The 13213-nt window shown below is 63.7% G+C and carries 13 protein-coding genes and 1 tRNA gene; 10 read left to right on the plus strand and 4 right to left on the minus strand.

The genetic code is table 11. The annotated features are described in order from the left end of the window. The first annotated feature begins 119 nt into the window (after positions 1-119). From ACR65W_RS10235 to ACR65W_RS10260, 6 genes are all read left to right on the plus strand, one after another. On the plus strand, positions 120-1208 hold the full coding sequence (locus ACR65W_RS10235) for an OpgC family protein (protein WP_434498310.1): 1089 nt from the start codon (positions 120-122) through the stop codon (positions 1206-1208). Between the two features lie 58 nt (positions 1209-1266). Further along, positions 1267-2028: a competence/damage-inducible protein A gene (locus ACR65W_RS10240; protein WP_434498311.1), complete on the plus strand. Its 762-nt coding sequence runs from the start codon at positions 1267-1269 to the stop codon at positions 2026-2028. Positions 2029-2054: 26 nt separating this feature from the next. Beyond that, positions 2055-2576: a xanthine phosphoribosyltransferase gene (gpt, locus tag ACR65W_RS10245; RefSeq protein ID WP_029649062.1), complete on the plus strand. Its 522-nt coding sequence runs from the start codon at positions 2055-2057 to the stop codon at positions 2574-2576. Positions 2577-2621: 45 nt separating this feature from the next. After that, a tRNA-Leu gene (locus ACR65W_RS10250) sits at positions 2622-2710 on the plus strand. A gap of 182 nt (positions 2711-2892) precedes the next feature. Further along, positions 2893-3819 (plus strand): hypothetical protein, encoded by a 927-nt coding sequence (locus ACR65W_RS10255; RefSeq protein ID WP_434498312.1) that lies wholly within the window; start codon positions 2893-2895, stop codon positions 3817-3819. Between the two features lie 150 nt (positions 3820-3969). Next, on the plus strand, positions 3970-4314 hold the full coding sequence (locus ACR65W_RS10260; RefSeq protein WP_434498334.1) for a Rieske (2Fe-2S) protein: 345 nt from the start codon (positions 3970-3972) through the stop codon (positions 4312-4314). Positions 4315-4461: 147 nt separating this feature from the next. Here ACR65W_RS10260 and ACR65W_RS10265 read toward each other — a convergent pair whose 3' ends face one another. The 3 genes from ACR65W_RS10265 to ACR65W_RS10275 all read right to left on the minus strand — a co-directional run bounded on the left by ACR65W_RS10265 (position 4462) and on the right by ACR65W_RS10275 (position 6358). Next, positions 4462-5103 (minus strand): hypothetical protein, encoded by a 642-nt coding sequence (locus ACR65W_RS10265; protein WP_434498313.1) that lies wholly within the window; start codon positions 5101-5103, stop codon positions 4462-4464. 120 nt (positions 5104-5223) lie between these two features. Continuing rightward, positions 5224-5976, minus strand: a complete 753-nt coding sequence (locus ACR65W_RS10270) for a hypothetical protein (RefSeq protein WP_434498314.1) — start codon at positions 5974-5976, stop codon at positions 5224-5226. A gap of 10 nt (positions 5977-5986) precedes the next feature. Beyond that, a complete protein-coding gene (locus tag ACR65W_RS10275; RefSeq protein WP_434498315.1) occupies positions 5987-6358 on the minus strand; it encodes a Rieske (2Fe-2S) protein in 372 nt (123 codons plus the stop codon). Positions 6359-6521: 163 nt separating this feature from the next. Between ACR65W_RS10275 and ACR65W_RS10280 the strand changes: the two genes are divergently transcribed. From ACR65W_RS10280 to ACR65W_RS10290, 3 genes are read left to right on the plus strand one after another with little or no spacing between them, the layout of a single operon-like run. After that, a complete protein-coding gene (locus ACR65W_RS10280) occupies positions 6522-6812 on the plus strand; it encodes a helix-turn-helix domain-containing protein (protein WP_434498316.1) in 291 nt (96 codons plus the stop codon). A gap of 22 nt (positions 6813-6834) precedes the next feature. Continuing rightward, the gene (gene shc, locus ACR65W_RS10285) at positions 6835-8808 is read left to right on the plus strand and encodes a squalene--hopene cyclase (protein WP_434498317.1); all 1974 of its coding nucleotides are present in this window, start codon (positions 6835-6837) and stop codon (positions 8806-8808) included. 46 nt (positions 8809-8854) lie between these two features. Then, the gene (locus ACR65W_RS10290) at positions 8855-9586 is read left to right on the plus strand and encodes a phosphorylase (protein WP_434498318.1); all 732 of its coding nucleotides are present in this window, start codon (positions 8855-8857) and stop codon (positions 9584-9586) included. Here the strand turns inward: ACR65W_RS10290 and hpnH are convergent. After that, entirely contained in the window at positions 9527-10678 is a 1152-nt protein-coding gene (gene hpnH, locus ACR65W_RS10295; RefSeq protein ID WP_434498319.1) for an adenosyl-hopene transferase HpnH, read from the minus strand. The two genes, ACR65W_RS10290 and hpnH, sit on opposite strands and share 60 nt — an antisense overlap. Positions 10679-11007: 329 nt before the next feature. Between hpnH and ACR65W_RS10300 the strand changes: the two genes are divergently transcribed. Beyond that, a complete protein-coding gene (locus tag ACR65W_RS10300; protein WP_434498320.1) occupies positions 11008-13212 on the plus strand; it encodes a hypothetical protein in 2205 nt (734 codons plus the stop codon). The last annotated feature ends 1 nt before the right edge of the window (position 13213 follow it).

The raw sequence follows: 13213 nt of genomic DNA on the forward strand, positions 1-13213 counted from the left end.
GCGATTCCGCTGGAAAGCGCGCAGCGCGGTCTTGGCGGGACAGCCGCGATTCAATATCAATGGAGCATGCGGCTTGCTACCGGGCCACGGGCGCAGGGACAAAAGGGCGTGGAAAGCGGGTGCAGGGAAAGCGAGTCGAGGGCATAGATTTCTGGCGGGGCGCGGCCCTCGCCATCATCCTGGTGAATCACATCCCGGGCAATGTGCTCGGCGCGATCACGCCGCGCAATTTCGGCTTTTCTGATGCAGCCGAAGGCTTTGTTTTTCTTTCGGGCGTTTCGATCGCCTTGGCCTATGGCGAAAAATTCAGGCGCAATGTCGTCGACGCGGCGGCTTCGCTCTACGGCCGCGCTCTGCGCCTTTACGGGGCCCATCTCGGTCTGACCGTAGCGGCGTTGGCGCTTTATGGCGTCGCGAGCTATTTCACGCCCTGGGATTTCCTCGGCTCCGAGAACAGCCGCGCCGCGCCTTTCGCCGACCCGGCGCGAGGCGTCGTCGGCATTCTCGCGCTCAGTCACCAAGTCGCTTACTTCAACATATTGCCGCTCTATGTCGTGCTGATCGCGCTTGCGCCGGCGCTCTTCGCATGCGCTTCGCGCGGCGGTCTGCGCATGCTTGCGGCCTCGGCCGCGGTTTATGCCGCCGCGCGCCTGCTGGGATTCAACGTTCCCACCTGGCCGGAGCCCGGCTACTGGTATTTCAACCCCTTCGCCTGGCAATTTATGTTCGCCTTGGGGATCTACTGCGGCGGCGCGCTCAAAACGCGCGGGGTGCCTTATCACGCCATCGCCTATCGACTCGCTCTCGCCTTCACCATCCTTTCGTCACTCGTCGTCTCCAATGCGTTTGGCTTTGCGCCCGGGCTTGTCGACGCCGCAGGGCGCTATCTCGACTGGGACAAGACGGATCTTGGCGTCGTCCGCATCGTCGATTTCGTCGCCCTCGCTTATGTGCTTCATTTTTCGAAGATCACCGCGGCGCTGAGCCAAACGCGGCTTTTTCCATTTTTCACGCTGCTCGGCCGCAACGGCCTCTCGACCTATTCAAGCGCCAGCCTGCTGAGCGCGTTCGGGCAGATTTTGCAGGAGGCAAGCCTCGCTTCGCCCGCCCTTGACGTCATCTTCGTTGTGGCCTGCCTGGGCCTGCTGCGCCGCATCGCCGCCGCCGTCGAGCAATTTACCCTGGTCGCGCCCGCCGCTGCGGAATGAGCGCCAGGGCTGGCGTTCACGGCCGCCATGGTCATAATCAGCGACAGGGAGGCCGGTAATGGCGCAAGAAACGGCGGGCGACAGGCCGGCAAGCGCGGCGGTTCTCGTGATCGGCGATGAAATCTTGTCCGGCCGCACGCAGGACGTGAACACAAGCTATATCGCGAATTATCTGGCGCAGATCGGCGTCGATCTTCGCGAGGCGCGAATCGTGCCCGACGAGACGGAGGCGATCGTCGAGGCGCTGAATGCGCTGCGCGCCCGCTACACCTATGTCTTCACGACCGGCGGCATCGGGCCGACCCATGACGACATCACCGCCGACTCGGTCGCCCGCGCCTTTGACGTCGACATCGGCGAGGATCCGCGCGCCATTGCGCTCCTTCGGGAACGCTTTTCGGAAGGCGAGCTCAATTCGGCGCGCCGGCGGATGGCGCGCATTCCAAAGGGCGCGGAGCTGATTTTCAACGCCATTTCCAAGGCGCCGGGATTCTGGATCGGCAATGTCATCGTGATGGCCGGCGTGCCGACGATCATGCAGAATATGATGGACGTGGTCGGGCCGCGGCTCGCGGCCGGCCCGCGGGTGCTCGTCGAGACCATCGAAGCTTACGGCGTTCCGGAAGGCGCCTACGCCGCGGGATTGGAAGCGATCGCGCGCGGCCATGATGGCGTGAGCGTCGGCTCCTATCCATCCTTTACGAGCGCCGGATTCAGGAATCAGATTGTGCTGCGCAGTCGCGACGCGGCGCTCTTGGCGCGCGCGACGGCGGCGGCGCGCGCGATGATTGCGTCGCTATCGTCGGAAAAGGCGCGCTGACGGCGCGATCGGGAGGCTTGAAGCTGATGTATGGGTCCGACAAGATCTTTCCGGTCTCCTGGGACATTTTTCACCGCGACGCGCGCGCGCTCGCCTGGCGTCTCGCTTCTATCGGCGGATTCTCGGCGATTGTGGCGGTAACGCGCGGCGGTCTGGTGCCCGCGGCGATCGTGGCGCGCGAACTCGGCATAAGGGTCATCGAAACTATCTGCGTCGCGAGCTATCACGAGGAAACGGAGCGTGGCGAGATCCAGGTGCTCAAGCCTCTGACCGACACGATTCTCGCGCGGCCAAGCTCCGAAGTGCTTATCATCGACGATCTCGTCGACACCGGCGCCACGGCGAAAGCCGTACGGGACACGCTGGCGAATGCGCATTTCGCCACTGTCTACGCCAAGCCGCAAGGCCTGCCGATGGTCGACACCTTCGTCACCGAAGTCTCGCAGGACACCTGGATCTTTTTTCCGTGGGACACGGGCCTGTCGTTTCAGGCGCCGATCGGCACGCCGGACGCCAAGCCCGAGGGCCGGCGCCGGCGGCGCATATAATCCTCTTGGCGGCGTCGGGTCCGCGCCCCTATAAACGAGCGCTCCGCGGGCGTGGCGAAACTGGTAGACGCAACGGACTTAAAATCCGTAGGGCCGCAAGGCCTGTGCCGGTTCGATTCCGGCCGCCCGCACCACGCAAGCGTCTTTCCTGTCTAGCGCCGTCGCTGAGATTAGCATTTCCACATCTCTGCAGGGGCTCTGCCTAGACAAGCGCTACCGAGAGCCATTAGCTTAAGCTCGACAGAACCGGCGTTTATCGTCGGCGCTCCGTTTCGGCGCTTTCGAGTTTTTAATTTCAAAGACGTAGGACGATGAAATGAGAAACGATACATCCTCATTTTCACGATCGCTGTTTCAACTCGCTGCGATCATGGGCGCGCTGATTTGCTTCACTCGGTTCGGCCACGCGCAGAATGTCAGCGCTCAGGTGAATTTCATCAACAATGTCGGGCAGCAAATAATCGTCGGAGCCTATGGCCCGACAGGATCGAATCTGCTTCCGGGAGTTTCTTTTTCCGGCGGCTGCACCTCTGACTCGAATAACAACTTAATCGTTCCTCAAGGCGCGACGTGCACTGGCTCGGTGAGCTGGCCTTCCGCGCAAAACAAGGTCTGCGCTAACACCCAGTCGATGACGGGTTGCACGCCTGCCTCTCTGCAACCGATGACGATTATCGAAGTATCCGGCACGGGTTCCGGGCTCGGATATGACATCAGCGTGATCCCGAGGAATGTGGACGCGAATGGCGTCGCCTGCAACGACCCGCAATGGCTTCCGAACTGCACCTATTATGACTATGGCGTCGTACAGTCCGGTTACAACGTGTCCCAGTTAAATCCTAGCCAGGTTGACCCTGCCAACCAGCAGAATAAAACTTCATCGCCGGGGTATTGCGCCAGTCAGGGGCCCGCAAATTACAATTTCGGCGTTCAAGTCTCCTGCAGCGCTGGCCACGCCACCTTCACCTGCGGAGGGACGCCCTCTTTGGGACCTGCAAACTATCCAAGCAAATGTGGCTACAGCTCGCTCGCGCCGACTCTCAAGAACTGCGCAGGCAATTTGGGGACGGGCTGCTATCAGGCGTTCTTCAGCCCCATGAGCGACGGCGGCAGCAATCCCATGGGAACACAAACTGGCAATGGTCTCTACTACTGCGGCTATCCGTCGGGTACGGTGCAGCCCTACGACCAATGCGCAAGCCTTAACGATCCGCTCACAATAACCTTCTCTTCGCCGCAGTGAGGCGTAACCGGGCGGCCGCAAGGCCCGCGCCGGTTCGACTCTCTGCCATGCAACCGCTGTCTCGTCTTGCGCGCCCGGCTCGTCGCCGCACTTTCCCTGGTCTGCAATTTGCTACCGCCTTCAGAGGTTGATCTTCTGAAGGCGATCATGATGGCGTTCACCGCGATCTGTAACACCGGGGCCGTGAGCGAAGGCGGCATGGGCCTCTTTCACGCCGGCAAAAAGAGCGTGCTCCTGGTTTGGCCGACCGGCGGCGACCTCAAGGCCTATCGCGGGCGCTGTCCGCATGCGGACATGCCGTTGAGCGAGGCGACCTTCAACGGTCAAACCGTCACCTGTCCACACCACCAATGGGGGTTCGACAGCACAAGCGGCAAATGCGTGACGCATCTCGTCCGCAATGCGCTCCACCCCTATGCGCTTCGCGTCGAGGGTGACGAGATTCAGGTCGATGTCGGAGCGGTAAAGCCGGCGCGCACGTCGGCGCCAGCGTGAATGCGAACTGCAGTCGCGCGCACAGACTTGCGCTCACGGACTTAACTCGTAGGGCCGCAAGGCCCGTGTCGGTTCGATTTCGACTCGCGCGCGGATAGGCGCGCGGCCAGCGAGCGGGCGCAGCTTGGCGCCCTGCCCTCGTCGGATTTACGCAGCCTTCTTTTGCAGCTCGGCAATATAAGCCGTCGCCTTTTCGACAAGCGCGGCGATCCGCTTCTGCACGACCGGCAGATTGTCCTTCGCCATGAGAAGGGCCGACTGAAGCTCGCTGATAGCCTTTGTCGTCAGTCGATGCGTCTTCAGCTTCGTCCACTCGGCCCGTAGATCGAGATTCGCAAGCCAGGCGAGCGTCTTCTCGGTCAGCGGATGCGCCTTCGCCGCCTCGACCTTGGCCTTGAAATCAATCGTCGAGAGATAGGCCAGCGCCGCCTTCGACCCTTCCTCGGCATGCTTGCGCGCGACGGGGAGAAGTTCGATAAATTTCACTGCGCCGCGCTTCGTCTCGCGCAGGGCGATCTCCGTCAGAACATTGGCCTTCAGCAGGGCGTAGAGTCTGGCGTTCAGTTTGCGCAGCTCTCCTTCGAGCCGCAGGATCGTAAACTCCTGCTGTCTGAGCTGGTTGACGACGCCCTCATGCAGCGAATTGACGCTCTGAAGCTCCGTCCTGGCGCGTTGCAGCTCGGCGTCGAGCTGATTCACATGATCCCTGATGGCGTCGACCATCGGGAAAGAAAACTTACCGGCCTCGAGGTCGGCCAGTGCGCGTTCGCCTTCCGTTTTCGTAGCCATGCTCACTCCTCTAGCTCCGTTCGAACGACCATCAGCGGCCGATGGTTAAGACTTCGTTTCGCCCGGCGAAAACATCAGCAGTTTTTATAGTGGCGCATCGTCGCGGCGCGACGGCGCGGCCTACACCCGCCGCGACAGCGAGCGCAGGAAGCCCTGCATCTCGTCCGTTAGATCCGTTTCAATCGCGGGCGCCATCTTCAGCAGCATATTGGCGATGAAGGCCTGATCGTTGCGCGTCTCGGCGAGGCATTCCTGCAACTCCGGCACGCTATCCTCGATATGCGCCATGAAGGCGACGCCCTTCTCCAGCGTCTCGGTCCATTTGGCGCGCGTCCACAACGCCAGCGGATAGACGATCTCGTTCACGAAATTCGATTTGCGCGCCTTTTCGAAGAAGCGCAGGCCGGCGTTCCAGTTCTCGCGCGCGCGCATGGGCGGCGGCGGGATGTCGCCGGCAAGCATTTTCTGCGCGGCCTGCCCGACGTGATCTTCAAGGCTCATCGGCGAGGCGATGGGCGAACGGAAACTCCACAGCGCCGTCGAACCCGGATACTCCTGGCCGAGCTGCTCGGTGAGCGCCGCGTCGACCTTTTCAACCGCGGCCTTGTCGCCTTTCAGCGCCGCCGCCATGCAAAAGGCAAAGAGCGCGTCTCCCCCGTAATTCACCGCGGCCGCGCCTTTGATCTGCTGCGGCGTCAGCTTCGGCGTCGCGCCGTCGGCGGGGGCCTCAACGTCGCCCGCGCGCAGCGCCGTGATGAAACTCGTGATCTCGAGCCACGGCACATAATTCGCGATGAAGGCGTCGGGATCGACATGCACGATCGCGAGATTGAGCGGTTGCTTTCGTTTTTGCAGTTCCGCCATATCGGTCATAGAGCGCCTTTCATTCTTCGGCGAGCAGCACGCCGGTAAGGCAGACGTCGCCCTCGTCGACGACGAGTTTGATCGGCGTCAGCCGTTGGCCCTGACAGGGGCCGATGAAGCAGTGGCCGGTGTCGATGTCGAACTGCGCATGATGCCTGCCGCATTCGAGGAAATTCCCTTCCTCGTCCATGAACTGGCCAGCATTGACGTCGAGCCGCTCGCCTTCATGCGGGCAAGCGTTTTCGAAGCCATAGAAATTGTTGCCCTTGCGCGTGATCAGGATCGGATAGGGGGCGGCGTCGCCGCTCGCCTCGGCGCGCATCAGGACGAATCCCGTCGCCTCGGAGTCCTCGATCTCCTCTGTCCGACAAATCACATAGAGTTCGTCCATCGGCTCACCTTTCGGACAAAGTCGCGCGCCACGCCGGCGCCAGGCGCCCTTGCCCTGCCCTGTAGCAATCGATGAGCCAGATGCGACTTGACGATATAGCTAATTCACTATAGTTCATGCGCATCGGCGCGAACTGGGCGTCCAATACATCCCCCAAGCCGAGATGACCGAAGACTCGCTCGCGCCCAAGGCGCCACTCGACGACCACCTCCTCAAGGCGCAGCTCGTTCGCAAGATCGAAGCGCTGCTTAAGGAGCGCGGGTTGAAGCAAGTGCAAGCCGCGCAACTCTTCGGCGTCAAGCAGCCGGACGTGTCGAAGCTGCTGCACGGCGATTTCCGGCAGTTCTCGCTGGAGCGGCTCATGCGATTTCTCGTCGCCCTGGGGCAGGACGTCGAGATCGTCGTGAAGCCGCATCATGAATCGGCGAAGTCCGCGACGCTCAGCATCGCGTGACCGCAAATCAAAAAGGATTGCAATGAACGCCGCCGCGCGTATCGACGCTAATTTCACCGCCGTTTCCGCCGAAGCGCTGGAGACGAGCATTCAAAATGCCAAGCGCGCGCTTCTGTCGCTCGGCAAAGGCGATGGACATTTCTGCTTCGAGCTCGAAGCCGACACCAGCCTCTCGGCTGAATATGTGCTGATGCGCCATTTCCGCGCCGAGCCGGTCGACGCGGAACTCGAGCGCAAGATCGGCGTTTATCTGCGCCGCTGTCAGGGCGATCACGGCGGTTGGCCGCTCTATCAGGACGGGCCTTTCCACATCAGCTCCAGCGTCAAGGCGTATTTCGCGCTCAAGATGATCGGCGACGAAGTCGACGCGCCGCATATGGCGCGCGCGCGCGCGGCGATCCTCGCGTATGGCGGCGCGGCCAAGAGCAATGTGTTTACGCGCGCGCTGCTGGCGCTTTACGGCGAGATTCCGTGGCGCGGCGTGCCGGTGATGCCGGTCGAAATCATGCTGCTGCCGAAGTGGTTTCCCTTCCACCTCGACAAGATTTCCTATTGGGGCCGCACCGTTCTCGTGCCGCTGCTGGTGCTGATGACGAAAAAGCCGCGCGCGAAGAACCCCAAGAACATTCACATCGCCGAACTCTTCACGACGCCGCCGGAAGAGGTGAAGGTATGGCCCAAGGGCGAACACCAGACCTGGCCTTGGGCGAATATTTTCGGGCAGATCGACAAGCTTCTGCGTTTGATTGAGCCGCACATGCCCAGCGGCCCGCGCGAGCGCTCGATCGAACTTGCCATGGAATGGACGACCGAGCGTCTCAATGGCGTCGACGGACTGGGCGGCATCTTTCCGTCCATGGTCAACAGCCTGCTGATGTATGACGTGCTCGGCGCGCCCGACGCCGACGAGCGTAAGAAACAGGCGCGCGAGGCGATCGAGCGGCTGCTCGTCGTGACCGATACGGAAGTCTATTGCCAGCCCTGCGTTTCGCCGGTGTGGGACACTTGTCTGACGGCGCACACGCTGCTTGAGACGGGCGACGAAGACGCGCGCGAACAGGCGCGCAAGGCCTGCGAATGGCTCGCGCCCTTGCAGGTGCTCGACGTCAAAGGCGACTGGGCGGCGCAGCGGCCCGACGTTCGGCCCGGCGGATGGGCCTTCCAATACGCCAACGCCTATTATCCGGACGTCGACGACACGGCGGTCGTCGTGACGGCGATGGATCGCCTCACGGCGAATGACGCTTCCCGTCCCTATGACGAACGCATCGCCCGCGCCAAAGAATGGATCATCGGCATGCAGTCGAAGAACGGCGGCTGGGGCGCCTTCGACGCCGACAACACATGCCACTATTTGAACCACATCCCCTTCGCCGATCACGGCGCGCTGCTCGATCCGCCAACGGCGGACGTTTCCGCGCGCTGCGTGTCCATGCTGGCGCAGCTCGGCGATACGATTGAATCGAGCGAATGCCTCAAGCGCGGCGTCGACTATCTGCTCAAAGAACAGGAAAAGGACGGCAGCTGGTTCGGCCGCTGGGGCGCGAATTACATCTACGGGACCTGGTCGACGCTGTGCGCGCTCAACGCCGTCGGCCTGCCGCAAGAGCATGACGCTTACCGTCGCGCCGTCGGCTGGCTCGCCGCGATCCAAAACGAGGATGGCGGCTGGGGCGAAGACCTCGCGAGCTACAAGCTCGATTACAAGGGCTATGAAAAATCGCCCTCGACAGCCTCGCAAACCGCCTGGGCGCTGCTCGCGCTGATGGCGGCGGGCGACGTCGACCATCCGGCCGTCGCGCGCGGGATCGCCTATCTGCAGTCGACGCAGAACGACGCCGGCCTATGGAATGAGGCGCGTTTCACCGCGACGGGTTTTCCGCGCGTCTTCTATCTGCGCTATCATGGCTATGGAAAATTCTTCCCGCTCTGGGCGCTCGCGCGCTATCGCAATTTGAGGCGCGCCAACAGCAAGCGCGTGCAGGTCGGGCTCTAGAAGCATCTTCTCGATAAAGCTGATACGGCCCTTGGCCGGAGGAGCAATGGCGCGCACTGCTGGCCGCAGAAAAACCGCCGAACTGAACGCCCTCGCGCCGATTCTCGTCATCGTCGGCATGAAGCGCGAGGCCGCCTGCGCCGCCGGCGAAGGCGTCACGACGCTGTGCAGCGGCGCGAATGTCGCGCGCCTGCGGCAAGCGCTCGATGCGCTCGGCGGAGCCGAGTTTTCCGCCGTCGTCAGCTTCGGACTCGCGGGCGGACTGGATTACGCGCTGCGGCCCGGCCATGTCGTCGTGGCCGACGCCATCGTCGGGGGCGACTTGCGGCGCGACACCCATCCGCGGCTCTCGTCAGTGCTGATGAAAGGCGCGGCCGCAGCCGGCTGCAAGGTTGCGCCGGGGGCCATCATCGGCGTCGACCAGCCGGCGATGCATCCAGCCGCCAAGGCGGCGCTGCGCGAAGGCGCGCAAGCGGTGGCGGTCGACATGGAATCGCATCTGGCCGAAGAATTCGCGCGGCGGCGCGACATTCCTTTCGTCGCGCTGCGCGCGATCAGCGATCCGGCGGCGCGCGCGCTGCCGCCGCTCGTCGCCAAAGCGCTGACGCCTGAAGGCGACATTCATGCCCTTGGCGTCGCCCGCGAGCTGATCCGCGGGCCGCATCAACTTGGCGGCATGATCCGGGCTGGCCTCGATTCCCGCGCCGCCTTCGTCTCGCTAAGCCGCTGTGGACCGTTGCTCGGCCCGTTGCTGCGCCTCGTGCTCGCGGATCTCTGAGAGCTTGGCGATATTTTCGTCATAGACATATTCGGCCGGGCGCTGGTTCTCGAGCGAGACGTCAGGCGCCATCGGCCCCTCGGTGCGCACGCCAAAGAGCGCGACGGCGGCCGCCCGCCAGGGCCGGCGAACCGAATCGGCGACGGCGGTCGCCTCAAAGCCGGAGTGCACCATGCAGTCGGCGCATTTCTCGTAATTGCCGACGCCGTAAGCGTCCCAGTCGGTCTCCTCCATCAGCTGCTTGAACGTCGGCACATAGCCCTCGCCGAGCAGATAGCAGGGACGCTGCCAGCCAAACACCGTGCGCAGCGGCATCCCCCAGGGGGTGCAGCGATAGCTCACATTGCCGGCCAAAAAATTCATGAACAGCGTCGACTGGGTGAGGTCCCAAGCCTTCCCGCCCCGGCCGCGACGCAGAATGGCGCGAAACAATTCCTTGGTGCGCGTGCGGTTGAGGAAGTGAGTCTGATCCGGCGCCCGCTCATAGGCGTAACCCGGCGAAAGCGTCATCCCATCGACGCCGAGCGCCGTGGTCGCGTCGAGGAATTTCGCGACGCGCTCAGGATCCGCGTCGGAAAAGAAGGTGCTGTTGGTGGTGACGCGGAAGCCTTTCGACTTGGCGAGTTTGATCGCCTCGACGGCGCGCTCATAGACCCCGTCCTGGCAAACCGCGCGGTCGTGCATCTCCTTGTCGCCATCAAGATGGATCGACCAGGTGAAATAGGGGCTCGGCTTGAAGAGGTCGATCTTCTTGGCGAGCAGCAGAGCATTGGTGCAGACGATCGCGAATTTGCGCCGCGCGACGACGCCTTCGACGATCTCCGGCAACTCCTTGTGCAGAAGCGGCTCGCCGCCGGCGACCACCACCACCGGCGCGCCACATTCGTCCACCGAGCGCAGCGCGTCCTCGACCGAAAGCCGCTTGTTGAGGATGTGATCGGGGTAATCGATCTTACCGCAGCCGGCGCAGGCCAGATTGCAGCGGAACAGCGGCTCCATCATGAGCACGAGCGGATAGCGCCGCACGCCCGTGAGGTGCTGCTTGAGCAGATAGACGCCGATCTTGGCGATATAGCGGAACGGAATGGCCACGGCTGACCCCTTGGAGACCTGACGGGATCAAGGCCCGTCAGCGCGAGTCGCGGCCGAACGGCCCAGCCGCAGACAATAATCTCGCCGTCTAGCACGAATCGTTCAGGAAGGGGAAGCGGGGCGCCGCGCCGCACCCGCCCCCAAGGTCCGATGCGCGGCGAGCATCCGCCGGGAGCGCCGCCAACGCGCTGCGCCGCAGCGGCGGTCCGCCCTTGCGCCGGAGCGCAAATCCGTCTCAATTCGCCGGCAACGTCACCAACCCACATTGCTTTTTCCAAGGGAGCGGACATGCGCAGCCGGCTGGTTCCAGCGTCGAGAGCGTCTGCGCGATGACCGTCTCCACGCAGCAGGCGCGCGTCGCCGACGCCTCGGCCCCGCGGCGGCGCTTCGGTCTTTTCGACGCTCTGATTTCGCCGCTCGCCCGCCTGTGGAGCGGCGATCTCAACCTCGGCCGCCTCGGCATGGCCGCCGCCCTGCCCGTTCTGGGCTGGGTCTTCTACACAACCTCGTCCGGCATGATCGACATCATGCAGCGGGAGCCCGGAGACGTGATCGGGATCGCCGGCACGCTGATCGCGACGACCGCCGTCCTTACGATGCTGGCCGCGACATCCTGGTCGCTGGGCGTCGACCTTGCGGCGCTCATCGCGCGGCGGCGCATGGCCCGCGAACGCATGATCATCAAGACCGGCGTAACGGCGCTGGTCTTCGCGTTCGTCTTCTCGATCTCCGCCTTTTTTTCGTTCACCTACTACTACAACAACATCTTCAAGCTCTCCTCGCGCAAGATCGTCGCCGAGCTGGCGCCGATGGAGCTTGCGACGGAAGTCCTGCTGCCGGCGACGAAAGACATCGCCGCCGCTTTCGAAGCGGCCTCCGCGCGCATCGCCGCGACGCCCAGCTACAAGGCCTATCTCGATTCGATCGACGGCCTCATCGACACCGCGCGGCAAGCGGGACCGGCGCTGCGCGACGCCATTCGCAAGCGGCAGGAGGCGCAGCAGGCGGTCATCGCGCAGGCCGCGAGCCAGGCCGCGCTGGAAATGGCAAGCGCGCAGGCGGCGATGCGTCAGCTCGAGGATGCGCGACGCGAAATCGAGGCGCTTGAGCGCAGCATCGCCGAGCTCGACGCCGTCGTAAAAGCGAAACAGGACGAGATGGCGTCCGCGGCCGCCGCCGTGCGCCAGGAAGAACAGCTCGCCGTCGACGCCGAGCATGGCCTCGACGGCATGGGCGCGTCCTGCGGACCAAACTGCCGGGCGCATCGGGAGAAGGCGGCTGAAGCGATGAAACGCGTTGCGGCGCTGCGGCAGACGCTCGCCGGCCCGACCAACGAACGCGCCAACGCGGTGAAGCGGCGCGACGCGCTCAACGCGCAGACGATCACGCTAAAACAGAAGGCCGAGACCGCGAGCGCCGCTTCCGGCCGTCCGATGCCGAAGGGCGAAGCCGCGCTCGATCTCGACGCGACATTGCGCGACCTCGCCGCGCTGCGCGACCAGCTGCGCCTCGAGCCGACGTGGCGCGCCGTGCGCGACGCGAAGCCTCTATGCGAACCGATTCTGGCGGCGGCGCGGCAATCAAATGCGCTGCCGGGAAGCGTGCCGCGCGACTTCACCTGCGAACCGCAGGGGGAGGCCCGCGATCTGCTCTCGGCGCGCGACGAATCGATCGCCGCGCGCGCGGCCTTCGATAAAAAATGTGGGCTTGAAGCCGGGCTGCGCGACGAACTCTCAGCGATTGTCGCCAAGATCCGCTCGGCGCCGGCGTCGGACAAGGCCGCTGCGGCAAACGGCTTCAACGATGCGAAGACCCTCGTCGACGCCTGCGTCGTCTCCGGCAAGGCGGCTGGGCTTTCAGACGACGAGGTGCGCGAGCTTTTGAAAAAAAGCGACGCCTATTTGCGCACGCACAGTTCCGAGCGCAATAAATTCGAACTGGCGCGCGAAGCTTTCTGGAGCTTCACACCCGATTCGACGATGGCGATCGGCGTCGCGATGGCGCAGGACGCCTTTCTGTTCATCATGAAATTCCTGTCGGAGATTTTCAAACGCGGCTATGAGGCGCGCGAGCGGCGTCAGTTCGCCGCGCCGATCGATCTCTCCGACGACGAGGAGCAGCCCGTCGATATCCGCGCGATGAAAGCCGTCCTGCGCGCGGCGCAGCCGGTTCACGGCGACATGAGCGAGATCGACCCTGACGCGGAAGCGATGTCGGCGCTGCCGCCGAATGTGCATGACAATATCGTCGCTATTCTCAATCGGCTCGTGCGCGACGAAATCGCTCACGTCGACCGCAAAGGCGCCTATCTCGTCGACAATGTCACCGTCGGGCAGATTGAGGCGCGGCTCTTCGCGGCGCTGAAGCCGCGCGCCGCCCGCGCCTTGCATTACTCTGCCGACGGCGTCGTCAGCGGCCCGCGCGCCTATTACTCGGACGCCGGCGCCGCGAACCTGCCACGGCGGCGCTCCGGCGCGCTTGAGCGCTACCTGATCGCCGAACCGGGGCCGATGGAGAGGCGTTCGCCAGGTTAGA

This window comes from Methylocystis sp. (assembly GCF_051062815.1).
Lineage (GTDB): Bacteria > Pseudomonadota > Alphaproteobacteria > Rhizobiales > Beijerinckiaceae > Methylocystis.